The sequence below is a fragment of the Martinezella sp. CNPSo 3890 genome (genome assembly GCF_057784455.1).
In genome coordinates this window covers 658,886-676,710 of sequence record NZ_JBXSOR010000002.1, presented here as the reverse complement: position 1 = coordinate 676,710, position 17,825 = coordinate 658,886, and the positions used below count along the sequence as shown (strand labels likewise).

Annotated in this window: 13 protein-coding genes and 1 pseudogene; 4 read left to right on the top strand and 10 right to left on the bottom strand. The window is 61.1% G+C overall.

From position 1 onward, the window contains the following. Nucleotides 1–195: 195 nt before the first annotated feature. Entirely contained in the window at nucleotides 196–2,274 is a 2,079-nt protein-coding gene (locus AC13RC_RS09275; RefSeq protein WP_488556974.1) for an acyltransferase family protein, read from the top strand. Between the two features lie 280 nt (nucleotides 2,275–2,554). Here the strand turns inward: AC13RC_RS09275 and AC13RC_RS09270 are convergent, their stop codons facing one another. The 5 genes from AC13RC_RS09270 to AC13RC_RS09250 all read right to left on the bottom strand — a co-directional run bounded on the left by AC13RC_RS09270 (nucleotide 2,555) and on the right by AC13RC_RS09250 (nucleotide 10,449). Then, nucleotides 2,555–4,249, bottom strand: a complete 1,695-nt coding sequence (locus AC13RC_RS09270) for a dihydroxyacetone kinase family protein (protein ID WP_488556973.1) — start codon at nucleotides 4,247–4,249, stop codon at nucleotides 2,555–2,557. Between the two features lie 273 nt (nucleotides 4,250–4,522). Continuing rightward, nucleotides 4,523–5,323, bottom strand: a complete 801-nt coding sequence (locus AC13RC_RS09265; protein ID WP_113353584.1) for a bestrophin-like domain — start codon at nucleotides 5,321–5,323, stop codon at nucleotides 4,523–4,525. 168 nt (nucleotides 5,324–5,491) lie between these two features. Beyond that, on the bottom strand, nucleotides 5,492–5,818 hold the full coding sequence (locus AC13RC_RS09260; RefSeq protein WP_095438722.1) for a hypothetical protein: 327 nt from the start codon (nucleotides 5,816–5,818) through the stop codon (nucleotides 5,492–5,494). A 280-nt stretch (nucleotides 5,819–6,098) separates the two neighbouring features. Further along, nucleotides 6,099–9,257 (bottom strand): multidrug efflux RND transporter permease subunit, encoded by a 3,159-nt coding sequence (locus AC13RC_RS09255; RefSeq protein ID WP_488556972.1) that lies wholly within the window; start codon nucleotides 9,255–9,257, stop codon nucleotides 6,099–6,101. Nucleotides 9,258–9,264: 7 nt separating this feature from the next. Beyond that, nucleotides 9,265–10,449 carry an efflux RND transporter periplasmic adaptor subunit gene (locus AC13RC_RS09250; protein WP_488556971.1) on the bottom strand — a complete coding sequence of 395 codons (1,185 nt, stop codon included), beginning with the start codon at nucleotides 10,447–10,449 and terminating at the stop codon, nucleotides 9,265–9,267. A 237-nt stretch (nucleotides 10,450–10,686) separates the two neighbouring features. Here AC13RC_RS09250 and AC13RC_RS09245 point away from each other — a divergent pair, with 237 nt between their 5' ends. Together AC13RC_RS09245 and AC13RC_RS09240 are read left to right on the top strand one after the other, a co-directional pair. Further along, entirely contained in the window at nucleotides 10,687–11,379 is a 693-nt protein-coding gene (locus tag AC13RC_RS09245; protein ID WP_113331726.1) for a response regulator, read from the top strand. Beyond that, the gene (locus tag AC13RC_RS09240) at nucleotides 11,363–12,421 is read left to right on the top strand and encodes a sensor histidine kinase (RefSeq protein WP_113331727.1); all 1,059 of its coding nucleotides are present in this window, start codon (nucleotides 11,363–11,365) and stop codon (nucleotides 12,419–12,421) included. Before AC13RC_RS09245 ends, AC13RC_RS09240 begins: the two co-directional genes overlap by 17 nt. Before the next feature lie 50 nt (nucleotides 12,422–12,471). Here AC13RC_RS09240 and AC13RC_RS09235 read toward each other — a convergent pair whose 3' ends face one another. The 4 genes and pseudogenes from AC13RC_RS09235 to AC13RC_RS09220 all read right to left on the bottom strand — a co-directional run bounded on the left by AC13RC_RS09235 (nucleotide 12,472) and on the right by AC13RC_RS09220 (nucleotide 15,404). Next, nucleotides 12,472–13,347 carry an NmrA family NAD(P)-binding protein gene (locus tag AC13RC_RS09235; protein WP_488556970.1) on the bottom strand — a complete coding sequence of 292 codons (876 nt, stop codon included), beginning with the start codon at nucleotides 13,345–13,347 and terminating at the stop codon, nucleotides 12,472–12,474. 99 nt (nucleotides 13,348–13,446) lie between these two features. Then, nucleotides 13,447–14,304 (bottom strand): helix-turn-helix domain-containing protein, encoded by an 858-nt coding sequence (locus tag AC13RC_RS09230; RefSeq protein WP_113420679.1) that lies wholly within the window; start codon nucleotides 14,302–14,304, stop codon nucleotides 13,447–13,449. 155 nt (nucleotides 14,305–14,459) lie between these two features. Further along, nucleotides 14,460–14,712: pseudogene (locus AC13RC_RS09225) on the bottom strand (type II toxin-antitoxin system RelE/ParE family toxin). Then, complete coding sequence (locus AC13RC_RS09220) at nucleotides 14,631–15,404, bottom strand: AraC family transcriptional regulator (RefSeq protein ID WP_113388779.1); 774 nt, start codon at nucleotides 15,402–15,404, stop codon at nucleotides 14,631–14,633. The pseudogene AC13RC_RS09225 and the gene AC13RC_RS09220 overlap by 82 nt, the downstream one beginning before the upstream one ends. A 95-nt stretch (nucleotides 15,405–15,499) precedes the next feature. Between AC13RC_RS09220 and AC13RC_RS09215 the strand changes: the two genes are divergently transcribed. After that, nucleotides 15,500–16,420, top strand: coding sequence for a DMT family transporter (locus AC13RC_RS09215; RefSeq protein ID WP_113388778.1), 921 nt, complete (start codon nucleotides 15,500–15,502; stop codon nucleotides 16,418–16,420). Between the two features lie 66 nt (nucleotides 16,421–16,486). Here AC13RC_RS09215 and AC13RC_RS09210 read toward each other — a convergent pair whose 3' ends face one another. Next, nucleotides 16,487–17,581, bottom strand: a complete 1,095-nt coding sequence (locus AC13RC_RS09210) for a hypothetical protein (protein WP_113353402.1) — start codon at nucleotides 17,579–17,581, stop codon at nucleotides 16,487–16,489. Between the last annotated feature and the right edge of the window lie 244 nt (nucleotides 17,582–17,825).

The window sequence follows — 17,825 nt, the reverse complement described above, 5'->3', positions numbered from 1 at the left end:
CCGCCGCCGACGCATCGGAAGGCCTTGATGCTTGATCGCCTCCGTCGGCCCCATTCTGGTGGCGCCCTGACCGACGCCTCGAGAAAGCACTCGAAACCAGGGTTCTTCAGCTTTACGTCAGTCAAAGAGACTATTTCCCAGAAAAACAACACGCCGCGGCTGTATGCACGTGTCGGCGGCGTCGGAGCGTTGAATTTGAATCTTGTTCTTAGGCGCTCGTCGTCCGTGGCGTCCGTCCCCGGATACGAGCCTGGCGGCTTCACCTATCGCCGCGATATCGACGGCCTGCGCGCCCTGGCGATCCTTCCGGTCGTTCTCTATCACACCAGCATCCCGGGGTTTGGCGGCGGCTTCGTCGGCGTTGATATATTCTTCGTCATTTCCGGCTTCCTGATGGCATCACTGATTTCCAAGGAAATCGCGACGGGCGAATTCAGTCTCGTCCGATTCTATGAGCGCCGTATCCGGCGGATTTTTCCGGCATTGTTCGCTGTCCTGGCCACGTCTTCGGTCGCGGCATGGTTCCTGCTGATGCCAGCCGAATTTGCCTATTTCGCGCGTAGCTTGAAGGCGGCCGCCCTGTTCACATCGAATATCCAATTCGACAAGGAGAGCGGATACTTCGATATCGGCGCGCAAATGAAGCCGCTGCTGCACACTTGGTCCTTGGCGGTCGAGGAGCAGTTCTACATTCTGTTTCCCTTGCTGTTATTGGTCCTAAACCGGTTTGCGCGACGGTATATCGCATCGATCCTGGCTGGATTGCTGGCCGTGTCTTTCGCAGCGGTCACATGGACGCTGTTCCGGTCGCAGCCCGACGCATTTTATCTGCTGCAATTTCGCGCCTGGGAGCTGCTCCTAGGAGCGATGCTGGCCTTCGGTGTCCTACCGATGCCAAAGCGACCCCAGGTGCGAGCCGGATTGGCCTGCGCCGGTGTGCTTTTGATCGCGATCGCCGTCTTCGGCTTTAGCGAGCGGACACTCTTCCCCGGGCCGGCAGCTCTGGTACCCTGTCTTGGCGTGGCACTGGTGATCCATGCGCGAGACGAGCTCGGGCCAGCGAGCAGAGTTCTACGATCGCGGCCAATGGTCTTCGTTGGGTTGATCTCCTACTCGCTTTATCTCTGGCATTGGCCGCTCATCGTCTTCAGCCGCGAGGTGACGGGACGGGAGCTTTCGCTGATGCAGGGCGGCCTGATCGTGCTGGCGTCGCTCGCCATGTCCATCATCTCATGGCGCTTCATCGAGCGGCCGTTCCGTGGACGCGGCAGCCTGGTAAAGCGCTCGCCGTTATTTGCTGGGGCACTGACCGTCGTGATCGCCGCTGCCGGATTGGGAGACTATGTCGCCCATCACGGCGGTGTACCCGGTCGACTGCCGGCGGATGTGCAGCGGGTCTATGCTTCCACTTACGATCAGAGCCGCTTCAGCCTACCGCCGTGCTTTGCTGAATCCGACACGGCAGGGCGTCCTGCTGCGGATATTCGTGCGGGCAAGCTTTGTCCGCTTGGGCCGGAGGAGGCGGCGAAACCCACTTTTCTCGTTTGGGGCGATTCCCATTCCGGCGCCATGGCGCCCGCCATCGATGCGGCGGCGAGGCAGGTTGGGATCAGCGGCCTATTCGCAGGCCATTCGTCGTGCCCGCCTTTGCCAGATGTTCAGCTCACACCGCGCGGTGATACCGAGCTTTGCGGCGATTTCAACGGCGCGGTGCTCGATCTGATTAAGGCCCAGCATATTCCACTGGTTTTCCTGGTGGCCTATTGGCCCAAATATGTCCACGATGCCGAAATGCCCAATGAGGGGCCGTATTTCGATGCTTCCGTGCAGCCTCCAGTGGAGGATCGATCGGCGTCGGTCGCCCAATCGATGGACCGCCTGATTGCCGATCTGACTAGTCAGGGCATCAAGGTCGTGCTGGTCTCGGATGTCCCCGAAATGGGGCGCTATATGCCGGAGGCCGTCGCCAAGGCGATGATGCAAGGCACGTCAACGGAGGTTGCTCCCCCCTTGGAGTATATCGAGAAGAGGCAGGCGCTCTCGCATGTGATCCTAAGCCGTGTGGCTGCGAAATATGGTGCAACGATCATCGATCCGCTTCCAGCCATCTGCGGCAGCGATCGTTGCGATGCCGTGCGAAACGGTCTGCCGCTTTATAAGGATGCCGATCATCTCACAGCGACGTTCGCGGCGACCTTGAGCTCGCTCTACGTCCCCGTGCTGTCCGAAGCTCGTCAATCGCTGCGGGCGACCTTGGATTCCTCCGGAAAGTGAGTGGGACGAGAATGTATTTCGTTTCCACGGCTGACTCATGCTGCCGGCGTACGGGGGGAGGGTGGACCGATTGGTCGATCCGTATCGGCAACCTCTCACGAAAAAGGATTGACTGCCGTAGTTGGCGATACAGCGAAACCGATTATATGGCGTTCCTCTAACTGTCCGATCCTGCAGCGCGCGATGCGAATGCTCATACAGCCGAGAAGATGGCCATAAGTGCCACATGGATGGCAGTCGAGGCGGTTCGAATGTCGGGTTTGGCGCCACGCCAGCGAAATCAGAGACTTGTCGCCAGTGCCTCCATCCAGATCGCGACGGCTGCTGCGCCACCGTCTTGGGTGCCGAGAGCTCTTTCGCCAAGATAGCTCGCGCGGCCGAGTTTCGGTACCATATCCGCCGTGCGGCGTGCGCCTTCGGCCGCGGCGGAGGCTGCCTGCTTCCAGGCCTCGGCGGCGGGCACCTTGACGCCGGTTGCCTCGAGCGCTCGCAAGGCCGGATCAAGCGCATCGAGCATGGTGCGGTCACCCGGCTTTGCTCCCCCGATCTCGCTGATGGCAGCAATACCGATCGCGAGGGCGGCGCGAAAATCTTCAGGCGAGAAGCGATTGTGCTCGCCGAGATGGCGCCCAGCCCGCGTCAACGCGATTGCATAGAAGGGCCCGGAGCTTCCGGCGATCGCCCGCCGTAGCGCATTGCCGATTGCGACCAGCGCGTTGGCGGGGTTGATCCAGGCGCTTTCGGGCAGGGCGCGAATGGCTTCGGCGCCACGAAGCATGCTCGCGCCGAGATCGCCGTCGCCTGCCTTGCTGTCGAGCTCGGTCAGATGGGCTTCGGCCGCCTCCAGCGCATCACAGACGGCGAGACCGATGCGGCGCAAATCGTGAGGGTCGAACCGGCCCGCATCGCCGAGCGGAGCTTCGCTCTCCGGCATGTTCGGCACCCGCACGATATGGGGTGCTTCCGAGATCGCGCCGCCCCGCGGCCACGCGGTCGCGGACGTATCGGCATCCAGCAGTTCGATATCGCCCTCGTCCAGGTTCAGGAGTGAAATCGAGCAACCCGGCATTTCGAGCGCCGTCAGGAAATTGCCGCTCCAGGCCCGTTCGATCCTGAGACCACGAGAACGCAGCGATGCGACCGCGCGACGGGTGACGACCGCCAGCTCCATGGGCGGCGTTGCCCCGAGCCCATTGATGAGCAATGCGACCCTGGAACCTAACGCAAGCTGCATGTCCGTGACGATCTGCCCGATGATCCTGTCGGTGATGGCGTCCGCGGGCAGATGTTTCGTGCGCTCGACGCCCTTTTCGCCATGGATGCCGAGGCCAAGTTCGATTTCGTCATCAGCGAGCGTGAAACCGGCCTTGCCGGCCGCCGGCACGATGCAGGCACCGAGCGCTACGCCCATTGTGCCGAGTCGCGACGCGGCCGACCGAGCGATGGCGGCAACCTCCTTCAGGCTCTTGCCGCTCGCCGCGGCCGCGCCCGCGATCTTATGGACAAGTACCGTTCCGGCGATGCCGCGGCGGCGCTCACGCGGCACGAGACCGGAAAGCGCCACATCGTCCGCCACGACGACGAGCTCGGTCGGGATTCCCTCGATAGCGGCGAGTTCTCCGGCAAGGCCGAAATTCAAGCGGTCGCCGGTATAATTCTTCACGATCAGCAGTGCGCCCGCGGGGCCGGCGCTGGCGCGAATGGCGGCAAGCACGGCATCGACGCTCGGCGAGGTGAAGACCTCGCCGGTAACAGCCGCGGTCAACATGCCAGGCCCGACATACCCGGCATGGGCCGGTTCATGACCGGCGCCGCCGCCCGAGATCAGGGCGACCGCCCGGTCCGCGATCGCGGGTAGGTCGGCGCGCAGGATGACATTCTCCGTGTCGAGCAGCGCAAGGCCGGGCGCGAGGGCGACAATGCCCTCCAGCATTTCCCGCACCACGTCAGCGGGTCGATTGATAAGTTTCTTCATTATCCTTCATCCTATTGCTGCTTGCACGGAAGCGCTTTCAGTCGCTTCGCACCTTCCTCGATGAGCGCCAGGATCAACGGCAAAACACATGTGTCGCAATCTTCCCCCCAGGCCCGAAAACCGAGCCCGGTGCGACCCTCACGCCTGCCTTCTCCAGGATCCTGCGCGCCATATCATAGCTGCAAGACGCGCATATTCGCCAGCTATCGAGTTTCGATCCGATGATTTCGCGCCCACGCGTCGATCGAGCGATGTACACGGCTTTGTCGACTGCTAGGGCGCCAGCATATCGGCGAGCGCATGCCGCATGGATTCGCTCGAAATGCCGAAGAGACCGCCATAGGGAAGGTCGAGATCCAAGATGACAAACATGACGCTCGCCACCGAAATGATGGCGACGGTGACAATGGAGCCGGTGAGCGGGTTTCTGGGGGCCTGAAGACCAAAGCTTAGGAATACCAGCATAAGCCAGAAGATCAGGACACCAAGAAACGGTGCCGAAAGCGAGCCGTGCGCGTCCTCGATCACGGTCCATCGCGCCGCCAGGAGATCACTGAAGAGCTGATTACAACGGGTCACGAGCAACTGATGCAAGGGATCGGTGGGCCGCTCGCGGGCAATGCCGAGACCCATATCATTGAGAATTGCTCCAAGAACGGGCGCTTCGCCAGTCAAAGGCAATTTTGATATGTCGGGATATGTCACCCCCGCTGGAACTGGCTCACCTGGCCATGTGCTGGCAATGACGGCGGTTGTGTAGCCGCGCAGAAGTTGTCGCTCATGATCCAATGCCGGGCCGTAATTCCTCAGACAGCGGTCCATCTCCGCCAGGCTGGCGGCGTAGCGGTTGCGATCGTGAGACGCCGTTGTGAATGCGTTCAGCTCCGATGCCAGGAGCAAGCTCATGACGAGTGCGGCAAAGGTGACAAGAAGGGCTGTAACGACCCGGAGAAAGTCCATCGTCTCGTTGCCGCGATGCGGGGCGGGTAATCTCGCGCGCAATATCGAACCGAGCGCGGCGCTAAACACGAGGAGAATAAACAAAGCCAGCGTCCACACCGCTTCGCGCTGCATCGAAAAATGCTCCTGCTCCATATGGCCGTTGATTATGTCATGTATATCGAGGAAGCGGGAGGATAAAAGCTCCATCCTTTCACGGGTGTTCGCATAGCCCAGCAGGCCGGTATCCCTTGCAGCCGGGGGAGTTTTGAAATCAGCTATGCGACAAGTTGGCAGAATGGGTCAGGTGCATACCGCGATGCAAACGGACAGCCAGATCAAGGCGACCCCAAGTGCCAACGCGCGCCTGGCACCGACAACTTTCTCCGCCTCTTCTTCCGCTACCGGCGTCGTTACGATCCAGGGCACGGAGCCGAGAGCTGCGAATCCGATAATGGCTAAGGCCACGACGAAATAATCGGATATACGCCAGGGCCCCTGATCATACACTCCCCAATAGCCCAGAAAGGCCATTCCCACTGCAAACATCGTCGCGGACGCTGAGCAAAGCCCCGTGACGGAGCCCGCGGGTGCCCGCAACTTGCTTTTCTCCGGTGTTGATCCGTTCATGACGCCATATCCACGACGGCAAGTCGCCTCTCCGCATATATGTCAGGAATTGCGCGCGACGTGAAGCGATTGAAATCGCCAAAGGCCGGATCGCAAGAATGACGATCATCATGTTCGATCTCCAACCTACAATCCGTCTCTCGCGGCCTCGATTCTCTAACGCAGGATCAGTGGGCTGGTATCCCGCGCTCCCAGCCCGGCTTCTAACAGACCTGATTGGTCATGAACGGAAGAGGCCTCGAACATTTCAGGCCGCCTCCACTCTTATCCCCTTCACACCTTATCCGGAACCGGAGTGAGCAGTGGGTGCGGGCGGGACGTCGGCGCCCGCACCCTTCTCTTCGGCCGGTCTTTTGGTCCGGAGGAGGGACAGCACAAAGACGAAGAAGACCGGGACGAAGAAGACGGCGAGGATTGTCGCGGAGATCATGCCGCCGAGGACGCCGGTGCCGATCGCGTTCTGGCTGGCGGCACTGGGACCCGTGGCGATGGCGAGCGGTACGACGCCGAGCGTGAAGGCAAGTGACGTCATCACGATCGGGCGGAAGCGGACACGGGCCGCCTCGATCGCCGAGTCGAGCAGGGACTTGCCTTGAGCATAGTAATCCCTTGCGAACTCGACGATCAGGATGGCGTTCTTCGCCGACAGGCCGATGATCGCGATGAGCCCAACCTTGAAATAAAGGTCGTTCGGCATCTCGCGCAGGATTGCCGCCAGCACGCAGCCGATGATGCCGAGTGGGACGACAAGCATGACCGATAGCGGGATCGACCAGCTCTCATAAAGGCCTGCAAGCAGCAGAAAGACGAAGAGGATACTGAAGGCGAAGAGGATCGGCGCCTGGCTGCCGGAGGTGATTTCCTCGCGCGACTGGCCGGACCACTCGTAGCCGAAGCCGTCGGAAAGTTCGGATGCGAGGCGTTCCATCTCGGCAATCGCAGCACCCGAAGACTTGCCTACCGCTGCCTCGCCGGTGATGCGGATCGTCGGATAACCATTGTAGCCTACGATCTGCGGATCGCCCTTGCGCCAGTCGGCGGTCGCGAACGACGAGAGCGGCACCATCCCGCCGCTTGCGTTGCGAACGTTCAGTTTCATCATGTCTTCCACCTGCATGCGGCTGCGGCCGTCCGCCTGCACGATGACCTGCTGCATGCGGCCGGCATTCGGATAGTCGTTGATATAGGAAGAGCCGAGGCTTGTGGTGATCGCATCGTTGATGTCGGAGAAGCCGACGCCGAAGGTGTTTGCCTTTTCGCGGTCGATCGCCAGCACGATCTGCGCAGCCTCCTGCATTCCCTCGATGCGGACATTCGTCACCACGCTGCTCTCGGCCGCCTTTGCCATCAACTCGTCTCCGGCCAGCTTCAGCGCCTTTTGCCCGCGCCCGGAGCGATCCTGGAGCCTGAAGGAGAAACCGCTTGTCGTGCCGAAGCCGTCGATCGGCGGCGGCGACAGCGCATAGGAGGTGGCGTCCTTCAATCCGGCGAGCTGTGCGTTGACGCGCTCGGCGATTTCAGGCACCGAACTGCCGGCCGGCCGAACGGCCCAGTCCTTGAGCGTCACGAAGGCGATGGCCGAGTTCGGGCCGTTTCCGGAGAAGCTGAAGCCCTGGACGGCGAAGACGTTCTCGACAGCCGGTTCTGCGCTGAAAATCGCTTCGATCTGCTTTAATGACGCGATCGTGCGGTTGGCGCTCGCTTCCGGCGGTCCCTGGATATCGACGATCAGGATGCCCTGATCTTCCTCCGGCACGAAGGAACCAGGCAGGTTGACGAAAAGATGGCCGAGGCCGACGACGAGCGCGAGATAGACGCCCATCACGCGTCCCGGCCGCCGCGCCAGCCCAACCGCGATCTCGGTGTAGCTCGCCGTCATTCCATCGAACTTGCGATTGAACCAGCCGCCGAGACCCTTCCTCTCATGGTGATTTCCGTCGATCGGCTTCAGGAAGGTGGCGCAGAGCGCCGGCGTCAGCGACAGCGCCAGAAAGGCCGAGAACATGATCGAGGCGACCATGGTCAGCGAGAACTGGCGGTAGATGATGCCGGAGGCTCCTGGGAAGAATGCCATTGGAATGAAGACGCAGGACAGCACCAATGTAATGCCGAGGATGGCGCCGGTGATCTGCTTCATCGCCTTCTGCGTCGCGGCTTTCGGGGGCAAACCTTCTTCGGCCATGATGCGCTCGACATTCTCGACCACGACGATCGCGTCGTCGACAAGGATGCCGATCGCCAGAACCATGGCAAACATGGTCAACACGTTGATGGAGAAGCCTGTCGCATACATGATGGCGCAGGTGCCCAGCAGCGCGACCGGCACGACGAGTGTCGGGATGACCGTGTAGCGGAAGTTCTGCAAGAAGACGAACATCACGATAAAGACGAGCACGATCGCCTCGATGAGCGTGTGAACGACCTTCTCGATCGAGGCATTGACGAAGGGGCTGGTGTCGTAGGGTATCGAGTACTCGACGCCCTTCGGGAAGAATTTCGACAGTTCGTCCATTTTCGCCCTGACGGCGCCCGACACGGCGACGGCGTTGCCGGTCGAGGAAAGCTGGATGGCAAGGCCGGCGCTCGGATTGCCGTTGAGCCGACTTGCGGTCGAATAGGTTTCCGCGCCGTCCTCGACGCGCGCGACGTCGCGCAGGCGCACGGTCGAGCCATCGGGATTGGCGCGGAGGATGACGTCGCCGAATTGCTTCGCACTGTCGAGCTGGCCTTCGACGATCACGGTCACGGTCAAATCCTGGCCGACCGGACTGGGCGTGGCGCCGATCTGGCCGGCCGCGACCTGCGCATTCTGGGCTGCGATTGCCGCACCGATGTCTGCCGCCGTCAAGTGAAGACCCACCATCTTATCCGGGTCGATCCAGACGCGTAGCGCCCGCTGTGAGGCGAAGACCTGAGCCCGGCCTACGCCCGGCAAACGGCGCAGCTCTCCAAGGATATTGCGGTTGATGTAATCGCCAAGCGCGATCTCGTCCATCTTGCCGTCGGTCGAGGTCAGGGCGGCGATCAACAGGAAGCCGGCGCTCGCTTCCTCAACCTGAATGCCCTGCGTGCGGACCGCCTGCGGCAGCCGCGCCTCGACGCGTCGAACGGCGTTTTGGACGTCGACGGTCGCCTTGCCGATATCGGTTCCGGAGACGAAGGTCGCATTGATGCTCACCGAGCCGGAATTGTCGGAGGTCGATTCGAAATAGGCGATGCCATGGACGCCGTTCAGCTCCTCCTCGATCAGGCGGGTAACCCCCTGATAGATTTCCTGCGGGGAAGCGCCGGGGTAGGAGGCGGAAATGGAGAGCTGCGGCGGAGCGACGGCGGGATATTGCGCCACCGGTAATACAGGAATCGTAATGATCCCCGCGATCATGATGAAGAAAGCGAAGACCCATGCGAGGACGGGTCGCCCGATAAAGAACTGTGCCATGATTTAATTACTTTGCGGCCTGGTCTGCGGTGTTCGGCTCCGCGTTTTGTGGCGTCCATGGTTCGGCGGCGACCTTGCCGCTGGGCGTGACCTTCTGGACCCCTTCGGCGATGATGGTTTCGCCGTCCTTCAGGCCCGAAAGGACGATCCATTCGGCGCCGAGGGATGCGCCGAGGGCGATATTGCGTATCTGGGCCGTTTGATCGGAAGAGAGCACGAGGACCTGAGGATTGCCTTCGGCGTCCCTCGTCACGGCTCTCTGCGGAATGGTAATGCCGCTCTTCTGGACGGCCTGCTCGATGCGCACACGCACATACATGCCGGGCAGAAGATCGCCATCGGGATTGGGAAATTCCGCGCGTAGCGTGACCTGTCCCGTATTGGGGTCTACATTCGCATTCGAAAACAAAAGCTTGCCGGACTTGGAATAGCTTTTCCCGCCATCGAGGACGAGTTCGACCAACGCCTCTCCGGGCGCCGGGCTCTGCAGCTTGCCTTCGCTGACGGCGCGCTTCAACGCCAGGAGATCCTGCGCCGATTGCGTGAAGTCGGCATAGACCGGATCGATCTGCTGGATGAGCGCGAGGTTGGACGCGCCCTCGGCAGTCACGAGTGTTCCTTCGGTCACGAGGGCTCCGCCGATGATGCCGGTGATGGGTGCTCGCACCTCAGTATAGTCGAGATTGATCTCCGCCTCGTCGAGCGCCGCTTCCTGGGACGCGACATCGGCGTCGGCCTGGGCAAGATTGACGGCGGCGGTATCGTAGTCGACGGCCGTCGAGACATTGCGCTCACGGAGCGAGCGTTGGCGTTCCAGTTGCTGCTTGGCATTGGCCTGCACGGCCTTTGCCTTCTGCAAGGCCGCCTTGGCGCTCGCCACCCGCACCTGAAACAGTTTCGGGTCGATCCGGTAAAGGACGTCGCCCTGATGGACGAGGCTGCCTTGTTGAAAGACGCGCTCCTGGAGGATGCCCGAGACCCGAGCACGCACTTCGGAGATCCTGGTCGCGGCTATGCGTCCGGGAAGCTCGCTCATGACAGGGACCGGATGCGCCTTGATTTCCAGGACACCGACGGCGGGCGGGGGCGTTTCGCCGCTCCCCTGTGCGTACGCGTGGCCGGAAACCAGCGCGAGCATCGCCGCCGCCGCCAATATTGCCTTCCAGCAAGGCAGTTCGAATGCAGATCGCATGAATGTATTCCCAATTGGCCGTGACGCGCCGAGATCGTCGCTCCGCGTCTTGCCGGCATGAACTATCCGAAAGGAGCCGCTTCAACGCCGGGCGCGAGTGGCACTTTCGTCCGAGCCTAAGCAAACATCGGGATTGTTGTTCTTTGGTCGACGTTTTGTGGAGGTTTCATGGAGGAGGGTGGAGGAATATTGACGTGCAGGCCCGTCTGACGTTTCTTCCCGGCAAAGGAGCCCTGGATGGAAAACGCGCTGATATTGATCGTGGAAGATGAGCCGGAGATTTCCGATATCCTTGAACGCTATTTCGAGCGCGAGGGATTTCGGGTGCTGACGGCCTCGGATGGCGAGATCGGGCTTTCCCATCACCAGCGGCTGAGGCCGGATCTCGTGGTGCTCGATATCAAGCTGCCGAAGCTTGACGGTCACACCGTGCTTGCCACCATTCGCCAAAGAAGCGATACGCCCGTCATCATGGTCACCGCGCTCGCCGACGACCTCGACAAGCTGCATGGGCTGCGCTCGGGCGCCGACGACTATGTGGTCAAGCCGTTCAACCCTGTCGAGGTGGTCGCCCGGGCGCGGGCGGTTCTAAGGAGGGCGACGGGAAGCGCTGCGAATAAGGTGCTGCGGGTCGGCAGGCTCGCCATAGATCCGGTAGCCCATATGGCGGTGGTGGAGGACGGCGAAAGCCGCATCCCGTTGAACCTGACGCGCACCGAATTCCGCATCCTCGAATACATGGCCGGCTTCCCGAACAGGGCCTTCGAACGCGGCGAAATCGTCGATGCCTGCCTTCCCGAGGGAGATGCGCTCGACCGCACCGTGGACAGCCACATGAGCAAACTTCGCCGCAAGCTGGATGCCGCCGGTGTCGGCGACCTCCTTAATGGCGTCAGGGGAGTGGGTTACCGCCTTGGCGACTTCGGTTAGCAACAGCCTTAACAGGCAAATCATCTGGTCGACGACGATCGTGGCTTTCGTCGCCCTGTCGGTGATGTTTTTCGGATTCCTGATCTACGGCTATGCCTACGAATGGCTATTCAAGGACTCCGCTCCGCCGGATGATTGGGCAGTCAGCGATTTCGTCGTGCTCGGCATCAACGTGGCGATCGGCCAGGCCGTCGGCGCCTATGTTGGATGGCGGCTCGCCAGGCGCCTTGTGAAGCCCCTGACGGCCGTGACGGAGGCTGCGCGTCTCATCGCGGAGGGAGACTTTGCCGGCCGGGCGACCGGCGAAGGCAGTTTTGGCGAAGCCGACCGTCTGATCAACGACTTCAACCGCATGGCGGAGGAGCTGCAAAGAGCGGAAAAGGAACTCCAATATTCAAATTCGGCGATCGCGCACGAACTGCGCACGCCTCTGACGATCCTGCGCGGCCGCATGCAGGGGCTGGCGGATGGGGTGTTCGAACCGAGCCAGGAGGTGTTTCGCGGTTTGATAGGGCATATAGATGCCCTGACGCGCATCGTCGACGACCTAAGGACGCTTTCGCTGATGAATGCCGGGCGCATGGAGCTGCAGCAATCGCGCTTCGACCTCGGAGAGGAAATCGGCGACATCCTCGAATCCGTAATGCCGACGCTTTCCAACCTCAACATCAGGATCGAATCCGACTTGCAGGAGATGCCTGTCATTGCCGACCGGGCGCGTATCCGGCAGGCCGTCCTTGCCCTCATCGACAATGTCGCGCGCTACGCTCCAGGCTCGACGCTAGCGGTGACCTCGCAAGCAGTCGACAATCTGTGCGTCATCATGATCTCGGATGACGGTCCGGGCATGACGGCTGCGGAGAGCGAACGGGCCTTCGAACGGTTCTGGAGAGCTGACGATGCCAGAACACGAAGAGGCGGTGGGTCAGGCCTCGGCCTCGCCGTTGTCAAGGCCATAGCCGAGGCACATGGCGGCCACGCGACGATCGACAGCCGCAAGGGCGGCGGCACGACCGTCGTGCTGACGATCCCGGGCTGCTGAAATGGTGTGGTGGGCGGCAAACGATCCGTTGCGGGCATGCAGGGACTGCCTCAGGCGTTGAGAATCCGCCCCAATACCTCCGCTATTTCGCTCCGGCCTCGACGAATTTCACCGACATCTTGTTCAGCGTCTATTCGGCCCGCATTATGAGCGGCATAAAGCTCGACGAGAAGTCGCGCGTAGTCCTCGGATAGGCCCGCGCCGATGAGCGCGGCCTGCCACTGGCTCTCGGGAAGCAGCTGGGCAACGACATCGCGACCGGTCAGTGAACCGATGGCCGTCGCAACGTCGTTCGGCGTATAGCGCCGGGGGCCTTCTGCATGGACGATCCTGAGAGCGGCGTCCTGCTTCTCCAAAAGCAGCTCGGCGGCGAGCAAGCCCACATCGTGGGCGGAGATGGTCGGAAGAGGCTTGGTCAGCGGATCATAGAAGCTCGGTAATCGGCCGCTTTCTGCCGCCAGCTTCGCCAGACGTGCCCAGTTTTCCATGTGCTCGGCCGACCTCAACAGGATAAGTCTTTCGGTCTCCAGCTGACGCAGCCGTGCTTCGAGGGCGTGGAAGATCAAGGTGACGCCGGTGCCAGAGCTATGCTGTGCGCCATAGTCGGAAATGGCGAGAATGGTTCGCGGCCTGGCGGCCATTAGGGCCTCGCCAAGGCAGTCCACCACTCGCTTCATGCCGGAATAGGCCTCGACGGCACGAATATCGACCGGGCAGATGATCTGGACGGCGCTTACCCCTTTGAATGCGGTCGCCAGCGCCTCCCGGTCATGTATGTCGGCAATGGCGATCTCGCAGCCGAGATCGGAAAAAGCCTGTGCTTTCGAGCCATCGCGCAGAATTGCGCGGACAGCAACGTCGGCCTTGCGCAGTGTGGTGATGGTCGTGCGGCCAACCTTGCCGGTGGCGCCCAGAATTGCGTGCATTGCATCTTCTCCTGTCGATCCTGCTGCAGCCTAGCCCTGTATGCGCATGGGATCGCGCAGGTTCGGACAGTCAATGGCAGGTTTGGACGACAATCGAAGTCATGAATGCATTCGGCTCAGCATGCCGGGGGTGAGGCCGAGGATCCGGCGCATCCAGTACGTCATGTGGCTCTGATGGGCAAACCCCGTCGCCAAAGCGATTTCTGCGAGCGGCATGTCGGTAGACAGGATGAGCAGTTTGGCGCGCTCGATCCGGCGCGTCAGTACATAGTGATGAGCCGGCATGCCGAAAGTGGCGCGAAAGAGTGGCTTCAAATGCGATACGCTGAGACCGACCGTCGCGGCGAGATCGCCAAGGGACAGCGACTGATCTATATGCGCTTCGATGAAATCCCTCAGGTGTCTTTGATGGCGGATTGTCAAAGTTGTGCCTGTCGCGACTGTACTGACCGAAGACTGTTCGCCGCCTTCCATCAGGCGGATCGCCAGCGCCAATCCCAGCGCTTCCGCGTATGTCCTGTCCGACGGAACCGGCGCCTCGATTTCAGCCTTGATCGCCCAGGCGATCGATTCGATCCGAGAATCCCGAAGCTGGAATTTTGGCGACAGGGAGATGGTTTCCGGATTTCCGCCGAGTGCTTCCGCAGCCGATTGAAGGAGTTCCTGCTGGATATTCAGGCGCAGAATGGTGCAGTCCCCGTCGTCCTCCCACCAGCCATCCAGCCCGGCAGGGACGATATCGATATCTCCGTGCGATTGACGACGGTGGTATTGGCGGCCGTCGCATTCGCAAAAAGCATTCACGGCCCGTCCGAAATGAATGCCGAGCCGATGCGTCTGCGACCCCGGCACATGGGTACGGCCGGCCTTGATATGAAGGAAATTCGCCTCCAGGCCCTTCCAGCCGCGATCCTTGCTGGAGAGGAGGGTCGCGGCGGTGCTGCTGAACTGGTCCATGATTGTGTGCTTCCGCCAAATCCCACGTCCGGAATGGAGGACGATCCAGGGAATATAGTTAGGCCGATGCTTTCGGTCGAGCCATCTTCGGATCACGGCTACGCCAATGATCCAATGTTCGGCTCAGGAAGAGCCGATGTCGATGTTCGAGCCTGTCACCGATCTTGCCTCGTGTGCCACAGTCGCGGAATGTAGATCGTCGATTGCTGAATTTCGTAGCGCGTTTCAAAATGGCCTACGAGTAGCAGTCTGACTTCGCGCGGCCCGAACTCGAAGAGCCGCTCGCCGATTCTCGGGTTCTCGTTGAAGTCGCCGGCAAAGCGCGCCTAACGATAAAACTCCGACGGCGGCTTGCCGAAGTGCCGGCGGAACATGGCGGTAAAAGCGCTCTGGCTGGCGTAGCCGCAATCGAAGGCGACGTCGATGATGCGTTCGCCATTCGCCAGTTTGCTCAACGCGGACAGGAGGCGTGCCTGTTCGCGCCATCGCGCGAAGCTCATGCCCGTTTCCCTGGCGAAGAGGCGGTGCACCGTCTTGGCCGTTACATTCAAACGTTCGGCCCATTGCCCCGCGGTCGACGTGTCGGCAGGATGTGCGGTCATCGCCTCGCATATCCGTTTGATACGTTCATCCTCCGGCATGGGAAGATGAAGGGGCAAGACATCGGAGACACGCACTTCATCTAGGAGCAATTGCATGAGACGGTCGTCTCGACTGCCTTCCCCATAGTCGAGCGGAACTTGGACGGCGGCAACGATCAGCTCGCGCAACAGCGGCGAAACCTCGATGACACAGCTTTCCGCCGGCATATGGCGGATTGCCGTCGCATCGATGAAAACGGTTCGGATCTTGACCTCGCCGGACATCTTCACGTCATGCTCCAGCCCGGCGGCGAGCCACAGCGCCCGGTTCGGCGGCACCACCCATGATCCTTCCGCCGACCGCACGATCATCACCCCCTCGATCGCATGGAGCAACTGGCCGCGCGGATGCGAATGCCAGCCGGTGGAGGCGCCGTCAGGATAGTTGACGTCCATGGCCGCCATGGCGCGATGGGTATTATGAAACTCAAGATGTTTGCGCGTCGGATCGCTTTGCATGTCCCAATCTCTACAATCATGGTCATCATAGAGTGATACGGACCGGCTTCAAGACGATAAGCCAGAGCCTTCGAATTGGTCCATGGTTATCGCACATGAAAAACAACCTCGCATTCCTCTATCCCCTCGTCGCCATCGTCCTCTGGTCCGGAAACGTCATTGTCTCCCGGCTGTCAGCGCACACGATCGGACCGGAGGCAATCACCTTCTATCGGCTGCTTCTCGCCGTCTGCTTGATGAGCACCTTCGTCGCCATCCCCGCCTGGCGAAACCGCTTCGTCATCTGGCCGCATCTCGGGCAATTCGCCATTCTCGGCTTCCTTGCCATGTGCTTCTTCCAGAGCCTGTCCTATCTGGCGGCGGAAACGACCACGGCGACAAACATGGCGGTGTTCACGGCCTTGACGCCACTGCTTACGGTGGCTTTGAGCGCCTTTGTGCTGAAGGATACGCCGACCGTCGGCATGGTCGGCGGCGGAGTTCTGTCGCTTGCCGGGCTTATCTATCTGGTGAGTGCCGGCGATCCGACGGCGCTTGCTCGCGATGGCGTGCATCTCGGTGATCCGCTGATGTTCATAGCGGCGCTGAGCTATGCCGTATATGGGGTTCTGCTCAAGCGCTGGAGCCTCCCAGTCGCTGGCTGGCAATCGACCTATATGCAGGCGATCTGCGCTCTGGTCATCATGTTTCCGGCGTTCCTGGCAACGCCTGCGCCCTTACGTTCGCTGAATGCCGAGACCTTGCCGCTGATTGCCTATGCCGGAGGCCTTGCCTCCGTCGTTCTTCCGTTCCTGTGGGTGCGCGGCGTCCACATTCTCGGACCAAATCGTTGCGCGGCTTTCATGAACCTCTTGCCGGTCTTCACCGCGCTCGGCGCCATCGTGATGCTCGGCGAGCCGGTGCACGCCTACCACGTCATCGGCGGCGGCGCCGCTCTGGTGGGTGTCGCCTGCGCCGGGCTTTTCCGTCGGCCGTTGCGTGGCTCATCTCCAATTGCCGCCGAGATCGTCGAGTAACGGTCTAAGGCATGGCAGGTGGACGCGGACTCGTTGGAGGCCGCGTCCACCTGTGTCGGTCGAACGTCACTTCCAGCTCGTATAGTCCGAGGCTGTACAGCCAAAGGGCGCGCGTTGATCACCGAAGCGCTCCTTTAGCTGATCGCAGCCCCAGCGGTTGAGTGGCGCCGGCATCATATTGTTGAGATCCATGGCGGGCGAGGTGAACTGCGAACTGGCACTGGTCACATACCAGACCCAGTAACCGAAAATGCCGGCGACGAAGAGAAGTATGACCAGGAAAACCCTGGCAAGCCGCGCCATGACGGACGGCCCATTCTTCCCTTGAGCCACGAGCTGCGGCGGATGACCGCCAAGTTCCGATGTCAGGGGCGCGAGAATGCCGGTACGTTCCTCCGCCGGCATGTCGATCCGCTCCAGTCGGCTGTCCAAAAGTACTGGGAGAGCCGCATTTCCATGCCAGACGGCGAGCGCGACCGCCTTGCCGTTCTTTGCACCGACGACCAGGGGTTCCTGTCCTGGCTCGAGGTTCGTATGGGCCACGCGCCCGGTTTTTCTGCCGGCGATCTTGTCGGTATAGGTCACCGTCAGCCGCTTGCCTCGCCGCTGGAAGGCTGTGATTTCCACCGGGACCGGCTCGAGCTGAGCAGCCCGGCGCAATTGCCCGCGAACACGCCAGACACGCAGGATCTGGAAGATCATGGCGATGCAGGCGCCCCCAAGAAGGGCGACGAACACGGCTAGCGTTATGATCCGGTTCCACAGCATATCCAGCCCGAGGCTGAGGGTCGCCAGGTCCGGATGGTCACCGGAGATGACCAGGTCCGTGTCATAGTCACCGACATGGATATCGACGAACATGATCTCCACATCCTTGTCATAGGCCTGGCCATCGTAGACGTAGTTGAGATGCGCCTCGCAGGTTGTGAAGAAGCCCTTCCGGGTCGAGCATTTCCCATCGCGGATATCGCCGTTGGCGAGCTTGACGGGATTTTGGCTGATCGTCCAATCCCTCAATATGCCCGGCACTTCGGAAACAGCCATGAAAACCGTCAGACCGATCAGGATCGGCAGGGAGAAATAGACGGCTTTCGGCATTGAAATAAGGTTCTGGCCAAGCCTCAGCGCTCTCTCTGGAAGTTTGATTGTCGGGAATGTCATTGTCTGCCTGAAACTCCGAGTGATTGTGTGGGCATCCGCAAAGCAGGAAGCGAAGCAGAGGCCTCGCAAAATTCCGGAAGTCCCACTTTGCGCCCACAGCTGCGGCGCGAAGAAATAGATACTCTACCCAATGACTCAATACCCGGTTGTAGGCCATTCGACGAATTCATGGTGATGCTAGAGTAAACCCGTCTGGGTGTGACCTTTTTGTACCGCAACCTTGACCGGTACGGACGAGTCCGTC

Bases quoted from the DNA above. Each gene is read 5' to 3' on its own strand.
- AC13RC_RS09270 (WP_488556973.1), bottom strand. From the start codon at position 4,249: ATGAAGAAACTTATCAATCGACCCGCTGACGTGGTGCGGGAAATGCTG.
- AC13RC_RS09265 (WP_113353584.1), bottom strand. From the start codon at position 5,323: ATGCAGCGCGAAGCGGTGTGGACGCTGGCTTTGTTTATTCTCCTCGTG.
- AC13RC_RS09260 (WP_095438722.1), bottom strand. From the start codon at position 5,818: ATGAACGGATCAACACCGGAGAAAAGCAAGTTGCGGGCACCCGCGGGC.
- AC13RC_RS09255 (WP_488556972.1), bottom strand. From the start codon at position 9,257: ATGGCACAGTTCTTTATCGGGCGACCCGTCCTCGCATGGGTCTTCGCT.
- AC13RC_RS09250 (WP_488556971.1), bottom strand. From the start codon at position 10,449: ATGCGATCTGCATTCGAACTGCCTTGCTGGAAGGCAATATTGGCGGCG.
- AC13RC_RS09245 (WP_113331726.1), top strand. From the start codon at position 10,687: ATGGAAAACGCGCTGATATTGATCGTGGAAGATGAGCCGGAGATTTCC.
- AC13RC_RS09235 (WP_488556970.1), bottom strand. From the start codon at position 13,347: ATGCACGCAATTCTGGGCGCCACCGGCAAGGTTGGCCGCACGACCATC.
- AC13RC_RS09230 (WP_113420679.1), bottom strand. From the start codon at position 14,304: ATGGACCAGTTCAGCAGCACCGCCGCGACCCTCCTCTCCAGCAAGGAT.
- AC13RC_RS09220 (WP_113388779.1), bottom strand. From the start codon at position 15,404: ATGCAAAGCGATCCGACGCGCAAACATCTTGAGTTTCATAATACCCAT.
- AC13RC_RS09215 (WP_113388778.1), top strand. From the start codon at position 15,500: ATGAAAAACAACCTCGCATTCCTCTATCCCCTCGTCGCCATCGTCCTC.
- AC13RC_RS09210 (WP_113353402.1), bottom strand. From the start codon at position 17,581: ATGACATTCCCGACAATCAAACTTCCAGAGAGAGCGCTGAGGCTTGGC.